General features: G+C 36.5%; 19 protein-coding genes and 3 tRNA genes. 13 read left to right on the forward strand and 9 right to left on the reverse strand.

The features are described 5' to 3' along the window. Position 1 precedes the first annotated feature (1 nt). From ACEN92_RS10030 to ACEN92_RS10045, 4 genes are all read left to right on the forward strand, one after another. Positions 2-1,153: an ABC transporter substrate-binding protein gene (locus ACEN92_RS10030; protein WP_495642217.1), complete on the forward strand. Its 1,152-nt coding sequence runs from the start codon at positions 2-4 to the stop codon at positions 1,151-1,153. Positions 1,154-1,155: 2 nt separating this feature from the next. Further along, positions 1,156-2,082 carry a methionyl-tRNA formyltransferase gene (locus tag ACEN92_RS10035; protein ID WP_495642218.1) on the forward strand — a complete coding sequence of 309 codons (927 nt, stop codon included), beginning with the start codon at positions 1,156-1,158 and terminating at the stop codon, positions 2,080-2,082. Positions 2,083-2,115: 33 nt separating this feature from the next. After that, positions 2,116-6,063, forward strand: a complete 3,948-nt coding sequence (locus tag ACEN92_RS10040; protein ID WP_495642219.1) for a T9SS type A sorting domain-containing protein — start codon at positions 2,116-2,118, stop codon at positions 6,061-6,063. A gap of 116 nt (positions 6,064-6,179) precedes the next feature. Further along, positions 6,180-6,692: a hypothetical protein gene (locus ACEN92_RS10045; RefSeq protein ID WP_495642220.1), complete on the forward strand. Its 513-nt coding sequence runs from the start codon at positions 6,180-6,182 to the stop codon at positions 6,690-6,692. 89 nt (positions 6,693-6,781) lie between these two features. On the opposite strand, the gene dnaB is transcribed toward ACEN92_RS10045, so the two are convergent. From dnaB to tgt, 5 genes are all read right to left on the reverse strand, one after another. Next, the gene (gene dnaB / locus ACEN92_RS10050) at positions 6,782-8,326 is read right to left on the reverse strand and encodes a replicative DNA helicase (RefSeq protein ID WP_495642221.1); all 1,545 of its coding nucleotides are present in this window, start codon (positions 8,324-8,326) and stop codon (positions 6,782-6,784) included. A 140-nt stretch (positions 8,327-8,466) separates the two neighbouring features. Beyond that, entirely contained in the window at positions 8,467-9,420 is a 954-nt protein-coding gene (locus tag ACEN92_RS10055) for an acetyl-CoA carboxylase carboxyltransferase subunit alpha (protein ID WP_495642222.1), read from the reverse strand. 132 nt (positions 9,421-9,552) lie between these two features. Then, positions 9,553-10,440 carry a DMT family transporter gene (locus ACEN92_RS10060; protein WP_495642223.1) on the reverse strand — a complete coding sequence of 296 codons (888 nt, stop codon included), beginning with the start codon at positions 10,438-10,440 and terminating at the stop codon, positions 9,553-9,555. Beyond that, positions 10,427-11,515, reverse strand: coding sequence for an LptF/LptG family permease (locus ACEN92_RS10065; RefSeq protein WP_495642224.1), 1,089 nt, complete (start codon positions 11,513-11,515; stop codon positions 10,427-10,429). Before ACEN92_RS10065 ends, ACEN92_RS10060 begins: the two co-directional genes overlap by 14 nt. Before the next feature lie 102 nt (positions 11,516-11,617). After that, on the reverse strand, positions 11,618-12,748 hold the full coding sequence (tgt, locus tag ACEN92_RS10070) for a tRNA guanosine(34) transglycosylase Tgt (RefSeq protein WP_495642225.1): 1,131 nt from the start codon (positions 12,746-12,748) through the stop codon (positions 11,618-11,620). Between the two features lie 400 nt (positions 12,749-13,148). On the opposite strand from tgt, the gene ACEN92_RS10075 reads away from it, so the two are divergent. The 3 genes from ACEN92_RS10075 to ACEN92_RS10085 all read left to right on the forward strand — a co-directional run bounded on the left by ACEN92_RS10075 (position 13,149) and on the right by ACEN92_RS10085 (position 15,584). Beyond that, complete coding sequence (locus tag ACEN92_RS10075) at positions 13,149-13,448, forward strand: hypothetical protein (RefSeq protein WP_495642226.1); 300 nt, start codon at positions 13,149-13,151, stop codon at positions 13,446-13,448. Between the two features lie 255 nt (positions 13,449-13,703). Continuing rightward, positions 13,704-14,555, forward strand: coding sequence for a transketolase (locus ACEN92_RS10080; protein ID WP_495642227.1), 852 nt, complete (start codon positions 13,704-13,706; stop codon positions 14,553-14,555). A 75-nt stretch (positions 14,556-14,630) separates the two neighbouring features. Then, positions 14,631-15,584, forward strand: a complete 954-nt coding sequence (locus ACEN92_RS10085; protein WP_007807696.1) for a transketolase family protein — start codon at positions 14,631-14,633, stop codon at positions 15,582-15,584. Between the two features lie 76 nt (positions 15,585-15,660). Here ACEN92_RS10085 and bamM read toward each other — a convergent pair whose 3' ends face one another. After that, the gene (bamM, locus tag ACEN92_RS10090) at positions 15,661-16,869 is read right to left on the reverse strand and encodes a BamM family beta-barrel-assembly machinery protein (protein ID WP_495642228.1); all 1,209 of its coding nucleotides are present in this window, start codon (positions 16,867-16,869) and stop codon (positions 15,661-15,663) included. A 79-nt stretch (positions 16,870-16,948) separates the two neighbouring features. Here bamM and ACEN92_RS10095 point away from each other — a divergent pair, with 79 nt between their 5' ends. Beyond that, positions 16,949-17,332: an RNA-binding S4 domain-containing protein gene (locus ACEN92_RS10095; protein ID WP_495642229.1), complete on the forward strand. Its 384-nt coding sequence runs from the start codon at positions 16,949-16,951 to the stop codon at positions 17,330-17,332. A 179-nt stretch (positions 17,333-17,511) separates the two neighbouring features. After that, positions 17,512-18,012, forward strand: a complete 501-nt coding sequence (locus tag ACEN92_RS10100; RefSeq protein ID WP_495642230.1) for a phosphoribosyltransferase domain-containing protein — start codon at positions 17,512-17,514, stop codon at positions 18,010-18,012. Here the strand turns inward: ACEN92_RS10100 and ACEN92_RS10105 are convergent. After that, positions 18,004-18,522: a shikimate kinase gene (locus ACEN92_RS10105; protein WP_495642231.1), complete on the reverse strand. Its 519-nt coding sequence runs from the start codon at positions 18,520-18,522 to the stop codon at positions 18,004-18,006. The two genes, ACEN92_RS10100 and ACEN92_RS10105, sit on opposite strands and share 9 nt — an antisense overlap. A 126-nt stretch (positions 18,523-18,648) precedes the next feature. Here ACEN92_RS10105 and ACEN92_RS10110 point away from each other — a divergent pair. The 3 genes from ACEN92_RS10110 to ACEN92_RS10120 all read left to right on the forward strand — a co-directional run bounded on the left by ACEN92_RS10110 (position 18,649) and on the right by ACEN92_RS10120 (position 18,958). After that, positions 18,649-18,721: transfer RNA gene (locus ACEN92_RS10110), tRNA-Lys, on the forward strand. 40 nt (positions 18,722-18,761) lie between these two features. Next, positions 18,762-18,834 (forward strand) — tRNA-Lys (locus tag ACEN92_RS10115). Positions 18,835-18,875: 41 nt separating this feature from the next. Beyond that, a tRNA-Leu gene (locus ACEN92_RS10120) sits at positions 18,876-18,958 on the forward strand. 137 nt (positions 18,959-19,095) lie between these two features. Here ACEN92_RS10120 and ACEN92_RS10125 read toward each other — a convergent pair. Together ACEN92_RS10125 and ACEN92_RS10130 are read right to left on the reverse strand one after the other, a co-directional pair. Next, entirely contained in the window at positions 19,096-20,073 is a 978-nt protein-coding gene (locus ACEN92_RS10125) for a WD40 repeat domain-containing protein (RefSeq protein ID WP_495642232.1), read from the reverse strand. Further along, positions 20,063-20,572 carry a hypothetical protein gene (locus tag ACEN92_RS10130; RefSeq protein ID WP_495642233.1) on the reverse strand — a complete coding sequence of 170 codons (510 nt, stop codon included), beginning with the start codon at positions 20,570-20,572 and terminating at the stop codon, positions 20,063-20,065. The genes ACEN92_RS10125 and ACEN92_RS10130 overlap by 11 nt, the downstream gene beginning before the upstream one ends. 685 nt (positions 20,573-21,257) lie before the next feature. On the opposite strand from ACEN92_RS10130, the gene ACEN92_RS10135 reads away from it, so the two are divergent. After that, on the forward strand, positions 21,258-22,394 hold the full coding sequence (locus ACEN92_RS10135; RefSeq protein ID WP_495642234.1) for a Gfo/Idh/MocA family protein: 1,137 nt from the start codon (positions 21,258-21,260) through the stop codon (positions 22,392-22,394). The last annotated feature ends 10 nt before the right edge of the window (positions 22,395-22,404 follow it).

A 22,404-nucleotide genomic window follows, 5' to 3' on the forward strand; every position in this document is an offset into this window, starting at 1 on the left:
TATGTATACAATAGGAATTTTATTAGCAAGATCAACATACTATCAAACTATTGGCTTTGATTTATATGAAGGACTTCGTTCCGGATTAAAACATCTGGGAAGAAATGACATTAAAATAGTTACAGAAAACATAGGTTTTGGAGCTGACAAACAACAATGCTACCGTGGTGCCGAAAAACTTTTATTGGAGGAAGATGCTTCAGTTGTAATTGCCTATATAGGGCATCGTATGGCGCAATTACTCAGACCTCTTTTTCTTGCAGCCAATAAAATGCTGATTGTTTTAGATGCCGGAGTTAATTTGCCTCAGGAATGGCCCAGCTGTCCTAATATTTTCTATCATTCACTTCATAATTCATTAGGTGCTTCACTTGCAGCAAAACAAGCAACAAAAGATGGTTACACCCATGCCGGAATGGTAACAGGTTATTATGATGGCGGTTATTTGCATACTTATAGTGTTACAAAAGGTTTTGAAGAAAATGGAGGAATGATTGCTTTTAATCATGCCACCGGATATAAGACAGAAGATTTTACTATTACGCCTATAAAAGAACATCTTGAAAAATTTCCAAATAGTGCTTTATTAAGCATTTTTAGTGGCGATTTTGTACAATGGTATTTTGAAAGTATTAAAAATTTATTTGAAGGACAAAACCTTCCTGTTTATTTGCCTCCGTTTGGATTTGAAGAGATGATGTTATCTGATGCTGAATATTCAAGTAAAAATATAAAAGGAATTGCAGCATGGTCGAAGAAGATAGAGTCTGAAGAAAATAAAATATTTATTGAAACAATAACAAACGCAGGCAGAATACCAAATCTGTTTTCATTGTTAAGTTGGGAAAGTGCCAAAATTGTCATAAAAACATTAGAATTAATTGACGAGTCTAAAAATAATATCTCACAAATAGCTACTGGTTTGCAATCATTTACATTCGAAAGTCCCAGAGGTAAGATTTATTTCGACTCGAAAACAAATACATCAATTGCTCCTTTATACAACGCAACTATAATTTCTACCAACGAAGGCAAATGTGAAGTTCAGATAGAAAGTATAGCAAATGACGTATTTGAACATTTTGAAAAACTAACCACTGAAAATCTGAATAATTCCACATCAGCATGGTATAACAGTTATGCCTGTATTTAATTATGGAAACACAAAAAAAAATAATGGTATTGTGTGGAGGTAAATTCGCCTTTAAAACGCTTCAATTATTGGCGTATGAAAAATTCATATGTGCAGTTGGAATTGGCAAAGGTGCTATCACAATAATAGATGCTTTAGAAAGAGAATCTGAAGACAATAACTTCGGTTTTAAATCTTTTCCTGATAAAAAAAGCGTTACTGAAATGAGAGCATGGATTGATGATGTACAGCCCGATTATATCTTTTGTATCTCATTTCCATTTCTGCTTCCTGAAAATGTTTTATCATACGGATCCAATAAATTCATCAATTTTCACCCAGGTCCGTTACCGCAATATCGTGGAGTAATGCCAATTTTCGAAGTATTAAAAAATCAGGAAACGGAAACCGCTATTTGTGCTCATTTTATGAATTCAAAATTTGATGAAGGCAATATTATTTTTAATGATCCGATTGCTATTCAGGAAGGAGATACATATGGCAAACTAACCGTAAAATTAAGTGACCGTATGGCTCAGGTCACTTTGAATATGGCGAACATGCTGCAATTTGCCAACAGCATTCCAAATCAGCCACAAGACGAGACCTTATCTTATTATTATGAAAAACCGGAATTATCGGATACTTATATTAATTGGAAACATATGACGGCAAGTGAGATAATCTCACTTATAAATGCTTGCAATCCCTGGAACACAGGAGCTGACGCTTCACTTCTGGGAGAACAAGTTAAAATAATCTCTGCAACATTATTAAACCAGCCTCATAATAATCAGAGAGGAACTATTGTGTCCATAACAGAAACGCTTAACATAGCTTGTGCTGATAACCAACAGATTGCCGTTGAAATACTTAGTACAGATTCGGGCATTATGACAGTTGCCCAGTTTGCCATGTTGCATCCTGTATTGACAAATATATTTAACTAATATTTTATACAACACTTAATTTAAAACACGATTATGAAAAAAAATTTTACTTTAATTTTCACATTGTTGCTTTGCCTCTTTTATATAGGAGGAAATGCACAAACGCAGTTTTGGAGCGACACCTTTGAGGATGCCGGCGCCCCAAGTTCTGGTTCAAGGACAGCATCTATAGATTTTTCTTGTGGAGGACCACCATTCACATCTTACTTCACAAGAACTTTACCAACAGGAATTGCCCTGCAAAATGGAAGTTATTCCCTTTTTCAAGGTTCTAAGATTTGGGCGGCAGAAGATATTGACAGAGGTCCTACCTGTACTAACGCATCCATATCTGCAAATCAACAAGTGACATGGAGCGGTATTAATATAGCGGGTAAAACCGGATTATCTTTTAAAGGCCTTTTAGCCGCATCTCAACTTGGTGGATGGCAAGGTCTTAATTTTGGTGCTGCAGAGGATTTTCTTATAGTAGAATATCGTATTGATGGAGGTTCATGGACAAAAGCTTTAGCATTTTACAGTAATGTTCCCGCTGCTTCCCCAGCTTCAAGCAATCAGCTTTATCTTGATACTGATGGAGATTTAATAGGCGACGGAGCTGGTTTAACCTATGCTTTTACTGAATATTCAGCAAATATTACAGGAACAGGAACAACTTTAGATCTGCGTTTCAACTGTTTTGCTAATGCTAGTGCAGCTCAAGAACTTGCGGTTGACAACTTTCGTTTGTATGAAACACCTCCGTGTGTACCAATAAGCGGAACAACCGTGGTGACCAATGTTGCCTGCAATGGCGGTACAAACGGAGCAATCAATCTGACTCCAACTGGTGGAGCTGGTGGTTATACTTTTAACTGGGGCGGAGGTATTACTACCGAAGACCGCACTGGATTGGCAGCGGGTACTTATTCAGTAATCATTACCGATGCCAACGGCTGTACCGGAACTGTTTCCGGAATTACAGTAACCCAGCCTGCAGCAGCAGTATCCGGAACTACAGTAGTTACCAATGTGTCCTGTAACGGCGGTACAAACGGAGCAATCAATCTGACTCCAACTGGTGGAGCTGGTGGTTATACTTTTAACTGGGGCGGAGGTATTACTACCGAAGACCGCACTGGATTGGCAGCGGGTACTTATTCAGTAATCATTACCGATGCCAATGGTTGTACGGGTACTGTTTCCGGAATTACAGTAACCCAGCCTGCAGCAGCAGTATCCGGAACTACAGTAGTTACCAATGTGTCCTGTAACGGCGGTACAAACGGAGCAATCAATCTGACTCCAACTGGTGGAGCTGGTGGTTATACTTTTAACTGGGGCGGAGGTATTACTACCGAAGACCGCACTGGATTGGCAGCGGGTACTTATTCAGTAATCATTACCGATGCCAACGGCTGTACCGGAACTGTTTCCGGAATTACAGTAACCCAGCCTGCAGCAGCAGTATCCGGAACTACAGTGGTTACCAATGTGTCCTGTAACGGCGGTACAAACGGAGCAATCAATCTGACTCCAACTGGTGGAGCTGGTGGTTATACTTTTAACTGGGGCGGAGGTATTACTACCGAAGACCGCACTGGATTGGCAGCGGGTACTTATTCAGTAATCATTACCGATGCCAATGGTTGTACGGGTACTGTTTCCGGAATTACAGTAACCCAGCCTGCAGCAGCAGTATCCGGAACTACAGTGGTTACCAATGTGTCCTGTAACGGTGGCACAAACGGAGCAATCAATCTGACTCCAACTGGTGGAGCTGGTGGTTATACTTTTAACTGGGGCGGAGGTATTACTACCGAAGACCGCACTGGATTGGCAGCGGGTACTTATTCAGTAATCATTACCGATGCCAACGGCTGTACCGGAACTGTTTCCGGAATTGCAGTAACCCAGCCTGCAGCAGCAGTATCCGGAACTACAGTGGTTACCAATGTGTCCTGTAACGGTGGCACAAACGGAGCAATCAATCTGACTCCAACTGGTGGAGCTGGTGGTTATACTTTTAACTGGGGCGGAGGTATTACTACCGAAGACCGTACAGGATTAGCAGCGGGTACTTATTCAGTAATCATTACCGATGCCAACGGCTGTTCCGGAACTGTTTCCGGAATTACAGTAACCCAGCCTGCAGCAGCAGTATCCGGAACTACAGTGGTTACCAATGTGTCCTGTAACGGTGGCACAAACGGAGCAATCAATCTGACTCCAACTGGTGGAGCTGGTGGTTATACTTTTAACTGGGGCGGAGGTATTACTACCGAAGACCGTACAGGATTAGCAGCGGGTACTTATTCAGTAATCATTACCGATGCCAACGGCTGTACCGGAACTGTTTCCGGAATTACAGTAACCCAGCCTGCAGCAGCAGTATCCGGAACTACAGTGGTTACCAATGTGTCCTGTAACGGTGGCACAAACGGAGCAATCAATCTGACTCCAACTGGTGGAGCTGGTGGTTATACTTTTAACTGGGGCGGAGGTATTACTACCGAAGACCGTACAGGATTAGCAGCGGGTACTTATTCAGTAATCATTACCGATGCCAACGGCTGTACCGGAACTGTTTCTGGAATTACAGTAACGGCTCCAACGGCAATCAGTACGGCAACAGGCTCACAAACCAATGTATCTTGCAACGGCGGTACAAACGGTTCGGCTTCGGTTACCCCTTCGGGCGGAACTCCGGGCTATACCTATTCCTGGTCTCCTTCGGGCGGAACGGCAGCTACGGCTACAGGTCTTGCCGCAGGAACTTATACGGTAACAATAACGGATGCCAACGGATGTACGGCCACTCGCAACTATACCATCACGCAGCCAACGGCAATCAGTACGGCAACAGGCTCTCAAACCAATGTATCTTGTAACGGCGGTACAAACGGTTCGGCTTCGGTTACCCCTTCGGGCGGAACTCCGGGCTATACCTATTCCTGGTCTCCTTCGGGCGGAACGGCGGCTACCGCTACAGGTCTTGCCGCAGGAACTTATACGGTAACAATAACGGATGCCAACGGATGTACGGCTACGCGCAACTATACCATCACGCAGCCAACGGCAATCAGTACGGCAACAGGCTCTCAAACCAATGTATCTTGTAACGGCGGTACAAACGGTTCGGCTTCGGTTACCCCTTCGGGCGGAACTCCGGGCTATACCTATTCCTGGTCTCCTTCGGGCGGAACGGCGGCTACCGCTACAGGTCTTGCCTCAGGAACTTATACGGTAACAATAACGGATGCCAACGGGTGTACGGCTACGCGCAACTATACCATCACGCAGCCAACGGCAATCAGTACGGCAACAGGCTCTCAAACCAATGTATCTTGTAACGGCGGTACAAACGGTTCGGCTTCGGTTACCCCTTCGGGCGGAACTCCGGGCTATACCTATTCCTGGTCTCCTTCGGGCGGAACGGCGGCTACCGCTACAGGTCTTGCCTCAGGAACTTATACGGTAACAATAACGGATGCCAACGGGTGTACGGCTACGCGCAACTATACCATCACGCAGCCAGCAGCTATAAATTCAACAACTACACTTGTTGGAGCAACCATAACAGCTAATCAGGCTGGTGCCACATACCAATGGTTTGAATGTCCAAGTACTATAATATCAGGACAAACCGGACAATCATTCATACCAACAGCTAATGGTTCTTATGGAGTTACTATAACAATCGGTGGATGTAGTGTTACATCATCATGTGTTTTAGTAAATACTTTGGCTAATCCTGATTTTGAGGAAAAATCTAAATTTATAATGTATCCAAATCCAAATAAGGGTATAGTGAATATAGAATGTGATTCTGATGGTGATTTAAATATTATAAATCAATTAGGACAAACTATTAAAACAGTAAAAGTTTCTTCCGACAGAATTAATACAATCAATATTGAAGGTCTTGCTGACGGTATTTATTTTATTTGCGAAAAGAAAGGAAGTAAAATAATTACACACAAATTGATTCTAAAGAAATAATATAAATTTGATAAAGGGGGATTGTTTAACGTCCCCCTTTTTTAATTTAAAACACAAATTATTTATGATAAACAATTACACTATAAACTGTCTTCTAACATTTAAATAAAATATCTATGGAAAGAAGATTATTTGCAAAACAGGCAAGCCTGCTGGCTTCGGGTGTTTTAATTTTTCCAACCGGAACCATATTATCAAACCCTGAACAAAAGAGTAGTAACCTTGATTTAACTCCTTTATTTATTACTGGTAAAAAAATTATAATAAAAGGATTAATTTTAGATTCAAAAACACATCTGCCAATAACTACAGATATAAATGTTAAAGTAAAAAGAAATAGATTTTATTCAAAAAACCATTCTATTACTGCTACAAATGGATGTTATTCCATTTATTCCGGATTTTCAAATTCTAATAAAATATCTGAAAAAGTAATGATTGAAATTAAAGTAAATGGATACAAACCATATGAATCGAATCTTTACTTAACCAAAAAGGGCTGTAATATTCATAGTGATCAATGGCAATACAATCCGGATTTCAAATCCGAATACTGCCCTGTAAATAAAGAAGAATCAGAATTTGTACTATCAAAATTTAATTTTTATTTAGTAAAAACTCAATACTGATTTAGAATATTGAATAACTTAAAAAGGGAAAATTTAATTATTTTCCCTTTTATTTTTTAAGTCATTTTTTATTTAATTATTTAAGAACCTTAAAACGGTACATCACTATCGTCATCATCTTCATTCAAATTACTTCCAAAAGCTTCGTTAGCAGATGGCAGGTTTTTAGTAATAAAAGGATTCTCTTCATGATTCATTTTAGACGGTAAGTCATCATAACCTCCTGTAAAATCTTCAAGATTATCAAATTTACCAAGGTTTCCGATAAATTTCAAACGGATATTTTCAAGACCTCCATTACGATGTTTTGCTATAATAAATTCGGCCTGACCTGCAGTTGGTGATTGTTCGTCATCATCCCATTCTTCAATTTTATAATATTCAGGACGATAAATAAACGAAACGATATCTGCATCCTGCTCAATTGCTCCGGATTCACGAAGATCCGAAAGCAAGGGTCTTTTACTTGATCCACGGGTTTCTACCGCACGTGATAATTGCGAAAGTGCAATAACCGGAACGTTTAACTCTTTTGCCAAAGCTTTTAAATTTCGGGAAATAGTCGAGATTTCCTGCTCACGATTCCCCCCTCCTTTTCCGCTTCCTCCAGCTGTCATCAACTGCAAATAATCGACTATAATAAGTCTTATTCCGTGTTGTGATGCTAAACGACGGCATTTTGCACGTAAGTCGAAAATAGAAAGCGAAGGTGAATCATCAATAAATAATGGTGCCTTTTCTAAATCTTTTACTTTAGTACTCAGCTGTTCCCACTCATGCTTCTCCAGTTTCCCTGTTCTTAATTTTTCTGATGACAGACCTGTTTCAGAAGAAATAAGCCTTGTAATCAGCTGTACAGAAGCCATCTCCAAAGAGAATACAGCCACCGGATGTCCATAATCAATTGCAATATTACGAGCCATCGAAAGTACAAAAGCCGTTTTACCCATACCCGGACGGGCAGCAATAATGATTAAATCACTCGGCTGCCATCCTGAAGTTACCTGATCTAATTTTTCAAAACCGGTTGCTACTCCACTCAACCCTTCCTTACCGGCAATTTCTTCAATACGTTTCTTTGCCTGTAAAACCAAACTCTGAGCCGTTTCTGAACTTCTTTTAATATTTCCTTGTGTTACTTCGTAAAGCTTTGATTCCGCTTTATCCAGCAAATCAAATACGTCAGTTGTTTCATCATACGATTCTTCAATAATTTCCGAAGAAATTCGAATTAAACTTCTCTGAATATATTTTTGAAGTATAATACGGGAGTGAAATTCAATATGTGCCGAAGAGGCTATTTTTTGTGTTAACTGAATTAAATAAAAATCACCTCCGGCTAGTTCCAGCTTACCATTTTTTTTAAGCTGTGTTGAAACGGTAAGTAAATCAATTGGTTGTGTTTCTGTAAAAAGTTGAACAATAGCTTCAAAAATAAATTTATGGGCATCTTTATAAAAAGCATCGGGCTGCAGAATATCAATTACATCATCAACCCCTTTTTTATCAATCATCATTGCTCCAAGCACAGCTTCTTCTAAATCAAGCACTTGTGGCGGCAATTTCCCTTTTTCTAAGTTAATAATTGTGGTTTTTTCAACCTTTATTGGGTTTATATTTTTGAAATTTTCCATATGCGAAAGTAGCAAATTTTAAAAAAAATATTGCTATCGAGTTATAACTATTAATTGTTTATAAGTAGCGGTTTTTTGTTTATAACCAAAAAAAAATCCGAAACTGTAAGGCTTCGGATTTTAAATCATTTTTCAGGAATTTACTCTTTATACTCGCCCATCTTACTGTATTTGTCCATTCTTTGGGCAATTAAGTCGGCTGTTGATAAGTCTTTCAATTCATTATATCCTTTTGTGATGTATTCGGTAACCGTTTTAAAAGTAGTTTCGCGGTCATAGTGCGCTCCTCCTAATGGTTCAGGAATAACATCATCAACTAATTTTTGTTTTTTCATGTCAGAAGAAGTCAATTTTAGAGCATCTGCCGCACGTTCTTTATATTCCCAGCTTTTCCATAAAATCGAAGAACACGATTCTGGAGAAATTACAGAGTACCAGGTATTTTCTAACATATATACTTTATCTCCAACACCAATCCCTAAAGCTCCGCCTGAAGCTCCTTCACCAACAATAATTGTGATAATTGGTACTTTCAATCGCACCATTTCAAAAATATTTCTGGCAATCGCTTCACCTTGTCCGCGTTCTTCGGCTTCAAGTCCCGGATATGCACCCGGAGTATCGATCAAAGTTAGGACCGGTATACCAAATTTCTCTGCCATTTTCATTAAACGCAAAGCTTTACGGTATCCTTCAGGATTTGCCATTCCAAAATTACGATACTGGCGTGTTTTTGTATTGTACCCCTTTTGCTGACCAACAATCATAAACGATTGTCCATTTACCTTACCTAATCCGCCAACCATTGCTTTATCGTCTTTAAAGTTACGATCGCCGTGAAGTTCTAAAAATGTTTCACCGCAAATTGCTCTGATGTAATCTAAAGTATAGGGTCTGTTTGGGTGCCTTGAAAGCTGAACACGTTGCCAGGCCGTAAGGTTTTTGTATATTTCTCTCTTAGTTTGCTCTAATTTTTTGTTGATTTCCTTACAGGTTGGTGTTACATCAACGGCAGATTCTTTTCCAATTATAACACACTTTTGTAACTGTTCTTCAAGTTCTTTTATTGGAAGCTCAAAATCTAAATATTCCATGGATTTTTTGAATTTTGTTTTTAAATCGAACCGCAAATATAAAAATATTATATCAGTTAGTATGAATAATTTATAGTTTTAGTGTGATTAGATCGTACTAAAAAATACATTGTGATTAATAACAATAAATTATTACACTTCTTTCTTGTTTTGATAATGTTTAAAAACGCCATTTAAGATAACTGTAATTACAATTATTATGGCACCAATATAAAATTCCATACTCATTTTTTCTTTTCCTCCAAGAATAAAATAAGCCAAGACAATTCCGTAAACCGGCTCTAAATTAGTCGTTAACATTACTGTGTAAGGAGTTAATTTCTGCATAACTTTTACAGAAGCCGTAAAAGCATAAGCCGTGCAGACTGATGCTAAAATAAACAGTAAAATCCAGTTATTTAATGATATGGAGAAGAATTCTGCATTGAATTTTCCCAACACTAAAAAATAAATGGAGATAAAGAAAACCCCGGCACCAAATTCATAAAAAGTAATTACTGATGGTTCATGATCAGCTATTAATTTGCCATTCATAAGCGTAAACAATACACCAAGAATAATAGAAGCCAATGCAAAATAAACACCATGCAAATACTTAATTTCTACCTGCATAATTAATGCTAAACCTCCAATAATTACAAGTCCGAAAAAAACCTCATACCATAATACTTTCCGTCCAAAAAAAAGAGGTTCCAATAAAGATGCAAAAAAAGCTCCGAGCGAAAATATCGAAAGGGTTATGGAAACATTTGAAACATGAATGGCTTTAAAAAAGAAAATCCAATGGAGTGCAATTAATAATCCGACGAAAATCAATTTAAAAAATTCTTTAACGGGAACCTGAAAAGATTGTTTTTTGTAAAGGATAAAAACACCCAGAAAAATTCCGGCAAGAAGCATTCTATACCAAACCAAATTTTCGGCATCAATCGTAATTAATGCACCTAAAATTGCCGTAAAACCCCAAATAAAAACAATTAAATGAAGTTTTAAATAACTTTTTAAATTATCGTTTCGCATTTCGTAATAAATAAACCGCAAGCATTCCGAAAACGATATTCGGAAACCATACAGCTAAAAAAGGTGAAAAAGTAGATTTTTCGGCAAGAGTACCAAATATTTTATCAAAAAAAACAAAAGAAAAGGCAATTGCAATTCCAATAGCAAGATTGACACCCATACCACCACGGCGTTTCATGGCAGAAACCGCAACAGCTATAATTGTCAGAATAAAAGCAGATACAGGAACGCTGTATTTTTTATAAAGCACTACTAAGTACGTATTTATATTTCCTGAACCACGTTTTCTTTCTTTTTCAATAAATTTATAAAGCTTTCCCAAACTTAAAGTTTCAGCGATATAAACGACAGGAGTTAAATCCTCTAATTCAAACTTGAAGGCTACATTTTTTTCAGGTGCTTTTTCAATTTTATCGTTCAGTGCCCCAACCGTTCTTTTAGTATAATCATACAGCGTATATATTTTCTTTTTGGGATCCCATTTAATACGGCTTGCAGTAATTTTATAGGTCAATTTATCTTTTTCGAAATGTTCTAAAGAAAAATTAAATGCTGTTTTGGACTCATCATTAAAACTATTAACAAAAATGAAATCGTTGTCATTAATCTGTCTGTAAACATTCGTATTTTCACCGCGCATTTCAGCTTTACCATTTCCTTTTAAATAGGTGTACCTAAAATTATTAAATCCTTCACTGGCAGCAGGAACAATAAAAAATCCCATTAATAAAACAAAAACCGAAACTATTGTCGCACCTATAATATAAGGCCGTAAAAATCGTGTAAATGAAATACCGGAACTCAAAATTGCAATAATTTCAGTATTATTGGCCAGTTTTGAGGTAAACCAGATTACCGATAAAAACAAAAATATCGGAAACAGGGAATTTGCAAAATATACAGTAAAATTATAATAATAGATCGCAATATCCATAAACGGAATCTTGTTTTCCAGCATTTTATTCACCTTTTCAGAAACGTCAATTACAATTCCAATCGGAATAAATAATAGCAACATCACCGAAAAAGTGGCCAAATATCTTTTTAAAATATATTTATCTATTATCGTTAACATATATCTTTATAGTTTCAAGTTGAAAAGCTTCGCGTTTCAAGTTCCAAGTTTCAGATTTCTGTGAGCAACCTGAAACTTGAAACTAAAAAAACATGAAACTCTTTATAATCTTTGACTCATATTTTTAACCATCATTTCTTTCCATGGTCTAAAATCTCCTGCTAAGATATGTTTTCTGGCTTCACGAACCAACCACATATAAAAACCAAGATTATGAATCGTCGCAATTTGTTTTCCTAAATATTCATTGGCAGCAAATAAATGACGCAAATAAGCTTTCGTATATTCAGTATCTACAAAAGTATGTCCCATTTCGTCAATTGGAGAAAAATCAGCTTCCCATTTTTTATTTTTAATATTGATTGTTCCGTTTGACGTAAACAACATACCATTTCTGGCATTACGTGTTGGCATTACACAATCGAACATATCAATTCCCAAAGCAATATTTTCCAAAATATTAATAGGAGTCCCAACTCCCATTAAATATCGGGGTTTATCTTCCGGTAAGATTTCACAAACCACTTCGGTCATGGCGTACATTTCTTCGGCAGGCTCTCCTACCGACAAACCTCCAATAGCATTTCCCTGCTGACCGGAATTAGCAATATATTCAGCCGATTGACGACGCAAATCTTTGTAAGTACTTCCCTGAACAATCGGAAAAAACGTTTGCTCATACCCATATTTATAAGGCACTTTTTCTAAGTGATTAATACAGCGATCCAGCCAGCGGTGCGTCATATGCATAGAACGCTGCGCATATCTGTAATCGCAGGGATAAGGCGTACATTCATCAAAAGCCATTATTATGTCGGCTCCGATAGTACGCTGAATCTCCATTACATTTTCCGGTGTAAAAAAGTGATATGAACCATCAATATGTGATTTGAACTTCACTCCTTCTTCCTTAATTTTTCGGTTATTTGAAAGCGAATACACCTGATATCCTCCTGAATCCGTCAAAATATTACGATCCCAGTTCATAAATTTATGCAATCCTCCTGCTTTTTCAAGGATTTCAGTCTGCGGGCGTAAATATAAATGGTATGTATTTCCAAGAATAATATCCGGGTTAATATCCTCTTTAAGCTCACGTTGGTGCACTCCTTTTACAGAAGCAACCGTACCAACGGGCATAAAAATAGGAGTTTCAATAACTCCGTGATCAGTAGTGATGCTCCCCGCTCTTGCTTTCGACTGCGGATCTTTTTGTAATAAATCAAACTTCATATATGCGTTTTTCAGTCGGCAAAGATAGGCTAATTTGAGAGAATTTTAATTAATTAGACAATTTGTCAATTAGAAATTAGATAATGATTTACTAATCTTAAACTTGAAACAAAGAAAACCTGAAACTTTTAACTTTTTTTTGGGCGTTTCCCAAGGGCCGGGCTATCCGCTATATTCCCAATTAACAAAAACTACGGCAAAAAAAGCCTTGTTTTTCTAAATCGGGAGATGCCGCTTCTATCCCTAACGCAAAACCAAAGAGTCATTCAATAACTTACGATTATCCAAATGTAAAAACTGCAATATCAAACCGACAAAGTGTAACAAAACTCTAGCATTGATTCTTTAATTTAGTTACAAAAGAAAAGTAGAATTGTATTAATTAAAAATTATAGAAATTATGATAAATTCAGATGATAAAAACCCAATGAAAGAAAATCAAATTGAAAGCAACCTCGAAAACTTAGATTATCCGGCAAATGAAGATATTTACAATCAGGAAGACAAACTGGAAGACATCGATCCTGAAGATATTTCCGGCGAAAGAATCATCAATCAGGATAATCATGAATGGAAACAAAATAGTGACAAAATCGGAAATGATTTAGACATTCCAGGTTCTGAACTTGATGACGAACAGGAAGAAATTGGTTCTGAAGACGAAGAAAACAACTTTTACAGCGAAGGCGATACAGAATAACCTTTTTTGCTGCAAATTACCAGGATTTATTTTTGCCACAGATTATACAGATTAACACACGATTTTTAAAATCAATTTAATCTTTAATCAGTGGCAAACTTTTTTATATACTGTCAGCAAGATTTTCAAGTTTTTTTTCGGTATCAATAAAAAAAGAGCCACAATTTAACAATTGTGACAAACTAAAGCAAAAAATCATTTGTCATACCGCAAAATAAAAATTACTTTTGCACCAGTTTAACTTTTACATATAAAATGAAGCCTAACACACAACAATTAAGCGATTTAACTATCCAAGTAAGAAGAGATATTCTTCGAATGGTACATGCTGTCAACTCAGGCCATCCAGGCGGTTCACTAGGTTGTACTGAATTTTTGGTAACGCTATACCAAAATATTATGGAACGTAAAGAAGGTTTTGATATGCACGGAATCGGAGAAGATATTTTCTTCCTTTCAAACGGACATATTTCTCCTGTCTTTTATAGCGTTTTAGCGCGCAGCGGTTATTTCCCTGTTTCAGAACTAGCAACATTCAGATTACTAAACTCTCGTTTACAAGGACATCCAACGACTCACGAAGGATTACCCGGAGTTCGTATTGCTTCTGGTTCATTAGGACAAGGTTTATCTGTAGCTCTTGGTGCAGCTCAGGCTAAAAAATTAAACGGAGATAATCATTTAATTTACACTTTACATGGTGATGGTGAATTGCAGGAAGGTCAAAACTGGGAAGCTATCATGTATGCTTCTGCAAAAAAAGTAGACAACCTTATCGCTACTATCGATGTTAACGGAAAACAAATTGACGGAACTACAGACGAAGTTTTAGCAATGGGAAGCCTTCGTGCTAAATTTGAAGCTTTTGACTGGGATGTTTTAGAAATCACAGAAGGAAATAATATCGAAGCAATTATTGCCGGATTAACTGACGCTAAATCAAGAACAGGAAAAGGAAAACCAGTTTGTATTTTACTACATACTGAAATGGGTAATGGTGTTGACTTCATGATGCATACTCACGCCTGGCACGGAAAAGCACCAAACAATGATCAATTGGCAACTGCTTTGGCTCAAAACTATTCTGAAGATCAAATCGATTATTAAAAAAAGCTTTAAGCTTTAAGCAACAAGTCTTATGTCTATTGCCTACAGCCTATTGCGTACAGCAAAAAAACAAAAATGAAAAAATATACAAATACAGGAAGTAAAGATACCCGTTCTGGTTTTGGAGCGGGAATGACTGAATTAGGTCAGAAAAACGAAAATGTTGTTGCATTATGTGCCGATTTAATTGGTTCATTAAAATTTGATGAATTCAAAAAAAATCACCCCGAGCGTTTTTTCCAGATTGGAATCGCAGAAGCTAACATGATTGGTATCGCCGCAGGTTTAACAATTGGAGGAAAAATTCCTTTTACAGGAACTTTCGCAAATTTCTCAACAGGAAGAGTTTACGACCAAATTCGTCAATCAGTTGCTTATTCTGATAAAAACGTAAAAATTTGTGCTTCTCACGCAGGTTTAACACTTGGTGAAGATGGAGCAACACACCAAATCTTAGAAGACATTGGTTTAATGAAAATGCTGCCGGGAATGACTGTAATCAATACTTGTGATTACAATCAGACAAAAGCAGCTACTCTGGCTTTAGCTGATCACCATGGTCCTGCTTATTTGCGTTTCGGACGTCCGGTTGTAGCAAACTTTACTCCTGCTGACGAGCCTTTCGTAATCGGAAAAGCTATTTTGCTAAACGAAGGAACTGATGTAACGATTATTGCTACAGGACACTTGGTTTGGGAAGCTCTTATTGCTGCCGAAGCATTAGAAGCAAAAGGAATTTCTGCTGAAGTAATTAATATTCACACAATCAAACCTCTTGACGAAGAAGCGATTCTTAAATCATTGGCAAAAACAAAATGTGTTGTAACTGCCGAAGAGCACAACATACTTGGAGGTCTTGGAGAAAGCGTTTCAAGAGTATTAGCTCTAAATACTCCTGCCCCACAAGAATTTGTAGCTGTAAACGATAGTTTTGGTGAGTCCGGAACTCCGGAACAATTAATGGAGAAATACAAATTAAACAATCAGGCGATTGTTGAAGCTGCAGAAAAAGTTATCAAAAGAAAATAATTTCAGATTTTCTTATTTATAAAAAAACCTCGAAAGTGATTTCGAGGTTTTTTATATTCATTTTCTATTTTTCAAATCAAGGCTTTGCAGTTATCGTAGTTACCTTGGTCGTATTATGTGCTTTATCAAGATGTATCTTAAGTCTGCCTGCGGTCTCATAATCATAAACATTTTTAACTACACCATTAAGCGTTTCAGTCTTAACAAATGCCGGAATTCCTTTAGGCTCACTATTTAAATTTTTCTCATTAATATTTAGTGTTTCCGGATCATCTTCCACATCAAACTTTTCAAATGGAAAATATTTACTTGGCCCATAATAGACCTTAATTCCTTCCTCAATAACTTCACCAACTTTACCAGCCGGCTTAGTAATTTCAAGTTTAGTGGTATAACTATCGCCATCGTCATCTATATCTATAAAATCAGGAACACCATCGCCATCTGTATCATCCGGATTAACCGGTTTATTAGGATATGCTGTTGTGTTACTAAAATCACGCACATAACCATCTCCATTAATATCTTCATACATATCCAAGACACCATCTGCATCATGATCCAGTCTTTGTATCTGATATAATTTAAAACTAAATACCAAAGGTCGATAAGCAGGTATTGAATTACTGCCCGTATAATAACCCAGTCCTGAAGGAAGAAACATTACTCCTGCACCAAAATCAGTATAGGTAATCGTTCCATTAGTATTTCCACTGGAATTTCCTGTCTTAAATTCAGGAAAAGTTTCTGCCCACCCTCTTACAACTCCAGTCAAGTCAAAGGCAGATTGAGGATATTTAAGTTGTTCAAAAAACGTTGTCTTAATATATGCCGGATTTTTATCCGTTTTAGCCACATCTGACAGATAACTTCCACTATAAGAAGCCAAAACTCCATCGGTATTCATTGGAGATTCTCCCGTCCCTTCTCTTAAAACTAAATAATAAAGCTCGTAAGTTATTCCGTGTAAATCAACACTTTTAGATCTTAACTGAGGAAAAGTAGCCGTGCCTACATTAGCCTTATATGACATAATGGGCACTTGTGTTGCAGTATCTTCAATAGAATCTATAACCACATCCATATCTTCCATATTGCCTGCACTTTCCGTAATTACAATATAATGTGTATTTAAATATCCCTCGATAGTAGCCTTATCTGTGGCGTATTGCACGGCAAAATCTCTTATTGGTTCTGTTTTCTGATCATCATTATCATTTTTATTACAGGAAATCAAAGAAGAACCGGCAACCAGTAGAATAAAAAAATATTTAAATTTGTTCATTATTATTAATTTTTTAAGTGCGCAAGATACAATATTGATTTATTTTTGTAAAGAATTTAACTCTGATTTTAGAAAAATTATGCGAATAGATAAATACCTATGGTGCGTACGATATTACAAAACCCGAAATATGGTTACCGAGGCTTGTAAAAAGAACCACATTACAGTAAATGGTCAGGTAGCCAAGCCATCTAAAGAAGTTTTTCCTACTGACAAGATAACATTCAGAAAAGACCAGATTACACAAATAATTACTGTCCTTGATATTCCGGAAAGCCGTGTCGGAGCAAAATTGGTTGATATCTACAGAAAAAATGAGACTCCGGCAGAAACATATGCTCATTTAGAATTATTAAAACTATCAAAAGAGCATTATCGCAAAAGCGGTACCGGAAGACCTACCAAAAAAGACCGTAGGGATATTGACGAATATGGGAATGAAATTTTTGATGAAGAAGAGTAAAACTAAACTCTAATTTTAAAATTCCAAATTCCAAAACTTCCATCTATAAAATCTAACATACAAATTCAAAAATCTAAAATAAAAACCTCAACATTATAATTTTAAAATTCTTTCTGACATTGGAATTTGGATTTTTTATATTGGAATTTAAAATTTGTACTTTAGCAAAAAAATAAATCATGAGCAAAAATATCATCTTGACCAATCAGGAAATTGAACACAAAATAAAGCGTATCGCCTATCAAATTTACGAGACTTTTGTTGATGAAGATGAAGTTGTGATTGCCGGAATCGCTACTAACGGATCTATTTTTGCCAAAAAAATTGCTTTAGCCTTAAGCAGTATATCTACTCTTAAAATCTCGTTGTGTGAAGTTATAGTAGACAAACAAAATCCTCAATTACCAATACAGACTTCTTTGTCCGTAACAGAATACGAAAACAAAGGCTTAGTACTGGTTGATGATGTTCTAAATTCCGGAACTACTTTAATTTATGCTGTTCGTCATTTCCTGGACGTTCCCTTAAAGAAATTCAAAACTGCTGTACTTGTAGACAGAAATCACAAAAAATATCCGGTAAAAGCAGATTTTAAAGGAATTTCACTATCAACATCCTTACTGGAACATGTTCAGGTGATTTTTGACGAAAATGGTGACGACTATGCTTTTTTAAGCTAATAGCTCCAGAATGTCCTGAACGGTTTCTTCAACAGTTTTATCATCAACCGCAACTTTATATTGCGCATGATTATAAAAAAAGCTTCTATCAAATAAATGCTTTGCAATAAACTCTTTCATTTCACCCTCATTCATATCAGCTATCAAGGGACGCTTGCTCTTGTTATGAATTAATCTGCCATATAAAGTCTCTATGGAAGCCTTTAAGTAAATTGAAGCAACATCATCTCTTTTTAATAATTCGTGATTATTTGCATAACACGGCGTTCCTCCGCCTAATCCTATTATACTATTTTCTGAAGACTGAAGTAATTCTACAAATATTTCGTGTTCTAATTTTCGAAAGTAGATTTCGCCATGCTGTTCGAAAATTTCACTTATAGATAAATTTGCTTTTTTTTCGATACATTTATCTAAATCCAGATATGGAATATTTGTCGCTTTTGATAAATTTTGGGCAATTGTAGACTTTCCGCAACCCATATATCCTAATAATATAATTTTTTTCATTTTAATAAAACCTTATAAACTAAGGCATTGTGAACTTTGGTTAAAAAAAGACAAATTTATAATAAATTTGCTTGCAAATAATAAAATAAACTCCTTATATTTGCACCCGCGTTCAAGAAACGAAATGACTCGATAGCTCAGTTGGTAGAGCACATCACTTTTAATGATGGGGTCCTGGGTTCGAGCCCCAGTCGGGTCACAAATTTTGTGATTCACAATATAAGTTTCTTGAATGCAATGACTCGATAGCTCAGTTGGTAGAGCACATCACTTTTAATGATGGGGTCCTGGGTTCGAGCCCCAGTCGGGTCACAAAAGGTCGAGTAATTATTTACTTGGCCTTTTTTATTTTCGGCCACGTGGAGAAACGGTAGACTTGCCATCTTGAGGGGGTGGTGCTCGTAAGGGCGTGTGGGTTCAAATCCCACCGTGGTCACTAAAACAAAAAACCTATTTCATCTAGAAATAGGTTTTTTTATGTCTTTTTTTAAACTATATGGCAAGTTTTGTTTTGTATTGGCGCATCAACTATTAAAGGCTTTTGCATTTGTAGACCCTGTTGTACCAGGTTTTTTAATCTGGATTCCAAAACTGGATACCGCCTTTTAGATCTATTGATACAAGTTGGCTTTCGTCATTTGCTACTTTTAATTTATTCACAGTTCCTTTATGACTTGTTAGTGATTTTAAAAGCTCACCGGTTTTTTTATCCCAAACCCTTATAGAACGGTCAATGCTAGCCGTAAAAATTTTATTTTTAGCAAATTTTGCCGTGGTAAGATTCATGCTGTAATCGTCTTCGTATACTTTACTTTCATCTTCTATATCATGCGTAATCCAATTAGGATGCTTTACCTTAAATTCTGACTGATGCGTATTGCTGTTGTATTTGGTACATTCATTATAATTTAAAGAAAGAAAATTTCCTTCACCATCCATATCCGTAAATTTCTTTAGGTCAACTAACGTTTCTTTTTGTACCGTATTATTATTCATATTCCAATAAGTAACTTTATTGGAGGTCACAATTGTTGCTATATTTTGTTTGTCAATTTTGACAATATTTCCTTTTGGAAAATCAGTTGACAATACCAATTCCTGATAATTTTTGGTTGCATCCCAGATGTATTGGTTTTTTTTCTGGTCCTGGGTAATCAGATAATTGAAATTATCCGAAAAGAAAACAGCAATAGACCAAGTGGTTTTTAAAGGCAGTTTTTTTATGATTTTTCCATTTTTCTCATTGATTAAAAGGATACTGTTTTCTAAAGTGGCAGCTGCAATTTCTTTTCGTTGGGGATGATAGGCCAGAGAATAAATTTCATCAGTAATTTTTGCAATTACAATTTCTTTTGGGTTGCCGTTTATTCTTTTGGAAATCCGTCCACTGAAAGTAGAAACAAGAACAGTGTCTTTAATACCGGTATAAACCACATCCGTATAAGATACCGGGTTTATATTGGTTAGTTTAGGAATAAAAATATTTTGACTTTTACAACCCAGTACCGCAAAAAGTAAAATGAGCGTATATAGAATTTTATTATTTTCCATTTTCATATAATTTTACATTTTTATCATTCTGCTTCAATTTTACATCTGCATTTTGATCACTGGTAGATAGTGTTATCGTGTTTTTTCTATCATGACTATTTAACATTATTGCTGCAGCACCTTGTGGTTCTGATAGTAATAACAATTGCATATTGGTTTTCGAGTCTAAAGACAGAAACGCATTTCCTAAATAGTCATCTGTAACATATCCTCCTCTTTCCTGTCCTTCCGCATCATAGAGCATAACACCTGAAACGCCAACCTTACCTCTTGAATTTAGTCTGCTCCCATAACTGCCTAAATTAGGTTCAGGCAAATGCGAACCAATAATAACCCGCTCAACCCCAAGTGAGTCAACAACAACAATACCCCTTACTTTTATTATTTTATCCTGAAAATCAACTACTTTAACATTTTCATTCTTAGAAAATGAAAAGAGATAGAAGCTAAAGGCTAACAGATTGCAAATACTTAGTGCATAAAAAAAATTTGACTTCATTTTGGTTTATTATTTAAATTTATCTTTTGTTGTTTACTTTAAAAAGTCCTAACAATGGCTATATATTTCTGAATCAATAGTGGGATTGATTAACCCGGATTTTAAGTTCCATTTTCCGTCCTTTTTTTAAAATGATATAAAATTAATCGGCATTTGAATTGCCTGAATTTTTATTGTTGTTTTATTTTTCTATTTTTCGGCTGTGTATGAGTATTCCGGATAGGATAAGGAACTGATTCCGGATTAGAGCAGCAATATAAAGCTCACAAAGATGTCTAAAACAGTTCAAAAATATAAAATTAATTTTGCCTTAGTGTGTGTTTTATTTTCTTTTTCTTTTCGCTTCTCCTTTTAATTCTATTCCACAGCATTGTGAAAAATTTATCTAAAATTGCTGCTCCCAATATCCACAATATTCAAACATTTTGCAAGAATTAAAAAACAACAATCAGCAACCTTGTTCTATAAATAATAGCCGCTCATATCTTGCCCCACTGGATTTTTAATTTCACGAAGCCTAATGTCCCCGCAGAGCTATTGTAAAAAGCAAAAAGCCCTCAGAATTTAATAAAAATTATTTTGACAATCTTAAAAATATCAGTAAATTCATTGTAATCAACTACTTATATTTATTTATTGACTAAACATAAGGTTAAAATAGGATAAAATATAATATCAAAAAGACATGAAAAAATATAAAATAGGAATAATTGGTTATGGAGGATTTGGCAGGTTTCTTCACCATTGGTGGGCCAAGCTGGACAATGTTGAAGTTGTCGCTATTGCCGATTCCGGAAAACATCCCCACAATGCTGAAAACTGCAGAAACTATCATGATTGGAAAGAACTCATCAACGATACCGAAATAGATATTGTAAGCATCGTTACACCTCCCAGCCTCCATGTTGAAATGGCATGTGAAGCTATGAAAGCAGGCAAGCATGTTTTACTTGAAAAACCAGTAGCAATTAGCGAAGAAGGCGCCCGGGAAATTTTAAATACGCAGAAGGAAACAGGCATGATCATTACGGTTGACCATATGATCCGATATAACCCTATTATTCAAACTTTTATGCAATTGGGACAAAGCGGCGCACTTGGCAAACTTAGACACGTGGTAGTGAACAATTATGCCCAGGATGCTGCTTTACCTGTCCATCATTGGTTTTGGGAAGAAGAATTATCCGGTGGCATTCTTGTAGAGCACGGCGTGCATTTTTTTGATATCGTTAATGCCTTAAGCGGTCAGCAATACAGCAAGGTATATGGAGTTTCACATAGCCGGAATGAATCACAACGAGATCGGATGGCCGCTATGGTATTGTACAATGAAGGATTGATTGCCAGTTATTATCATGCTTTTTCAGGCCCGGGTCTATTTGAGCAGACAACTATAAACCTTGCTTACGATCTGGCCAGAGTAGAAATAGAAGGCTGGATACCATTAAAAGGAACTGTGAAAGCACTCGTAAACGAAGAGAGCAAAGAACAATTAAAAAGTATTCCAGGCTGGACAATGAACAAGGCTGAAGCTCTCAATAATCTGAGAGATACGTCCAGACCTGAGGGCTGGGGTGCCTCCGATCCATCACCTTCACCTGATAAAGAATTGACATACTGCGGCGGAATAGCCTATGATGTTGACGAAATGATTTCTGGTACTTTTGAAATTCCTCAAACCAAAGGTGAGGTATATGGTAAATCTGTACAATTGATTCTGTCTGACCTGATTCAGAAGATAGAAAATAAGGATCATAAACTCACTGTAACCATTGAGGATGCCTTTGAAGGATTGAAAATTGCTGTTCTCGCTTCACAATAACTTTCCATGA

The sequence above is a fragment of the Flavobacterium sp. Flavsp81 genome (assembly GCF_059491325.1).

Coding starts and splice junctions, on each gene's coding strand:
- ACEN92_RS10030 (WP_495642217.1), top strand. CDS start 2: ATGTATACAATAGGAATTTTATTAGCAAGATCAACATACTATCAAACT.
- ACEN92_RS10035 (WP_495642218.1), top strand. CDS start 1,156: ATGGAAACACAAAAAAAAATAATGGTATTGTGTGGAGGTAAATTCGCC.
- ACEN92_RS10040 (WP_495642219.1), top strand. CDS start 2,116: ATGAAAAAAAATTTTACTTTAATTTTCACATTGTTGCTTTGCCTCTTT.
- ACEN92_RS10045 (WP_495642220.1), top strand. CDS start 6,180: ATGGAAAGAAGATTATTTGCAAAACAGGCAAGCCTGCTGGCTTCGGGT.
- dnaB (WP_495642221.1), bottom strand. CDS start 8,326: ATGGAAAATTTCAAAAATATAAACCCAATAAAGGTTGAAAAAACCACA.
- ACEN92_RS10055 (WP_495642222.1), bottom strand. CDS start 9,420: ATGGAATATTTAGATTTTGAGCTTCCAATAAAAGAACTTGAAGAACAG.
- ACEN92_RS10060 (WP_495642223.1), bottom strand. CDS start 10,440: ATGCGAAACGATAATTTAAAAAGTTATTTAAAACTTCATTTAATTGTT.
- ACEN92_RS10065 (WP_495642224.1), bottom strand. CDS start 11,515: ATGTTAACGATAATAGATAAATATATTTTAAAAAGATATTTGGCCACT.
- tgt (WP_495642225.1), bottom strand. CDS start 12,748: ATGAAGTTTGATTTATTACAAAAAGATCCGCAGTCGAAAGCAAGAGCG.
- ACEN92_RS10075 (WP_495642226.1), top strand. CDS start 13,149: ATGATAAATTCAGATGATAAAAACCCAATGAAAGAAAATCAAATTGAA.
- ACEN92_RS10080 (WP_495642227.1), top strand. CDS start 13,704: ATGAAGCCTAACACACAACAATTAAGCGATTTAACTATCCAAGTAAGA.
- ACEN92_RS10085 (WP_007807696.1), top strand. CDS start 14,631: ATGAAAAAATATACAAATACAGGAAGTAAAGATACCCGTTCTGGTTTT.
- bamM (WP_495642228.1), bottom strand. CDS start 16,869: ATGAACAAATTTAAATATTTTTTTATTCTACTGGTTGCCGGTTCTTCT.
- ACEN92_RS10095 (WP_495642229.1), top strand. CDS start 16,949: ATGCGAATAGATAAATACCTATGGTGCGTACGATATTACAAAACCCGA.
- ACEN92_RS10100 (WP_495642230.1), top strand. CDS start 17,512: ATGAGCAAAAATATCATCTTGACCAATCAGGAAATTGAACACAAAATA.
- ACEN92_RS10105 (WP_495642231.1), bottom strand. CDS start 18,522: ATGAAAAAAATTATATTATTAGGATATATGGGTTGCGGAAAGTCTACA.
- ACEN92_RS10125 (WP_495642232.1), bottom strand. CDS start 20,073: ATGGAAAATAATAAAATTCTATATACGCTCATTTTACTTTTTGCGGTA.
- ACEN92_RS10130 (WP_495642233.1), bottom strand. CDS start 20,572: ATGAAGTCAAATTTTTTTTATGCACTAAGTATTTGCAATCTGTTAGCC.
- ACEN92_RS10135 (WP_495642234.1), top strand. CDS start 21,258: ATGAAAAAATATAAAATAGGAATAATTGGTTATGGAGGATTTGGCAGG.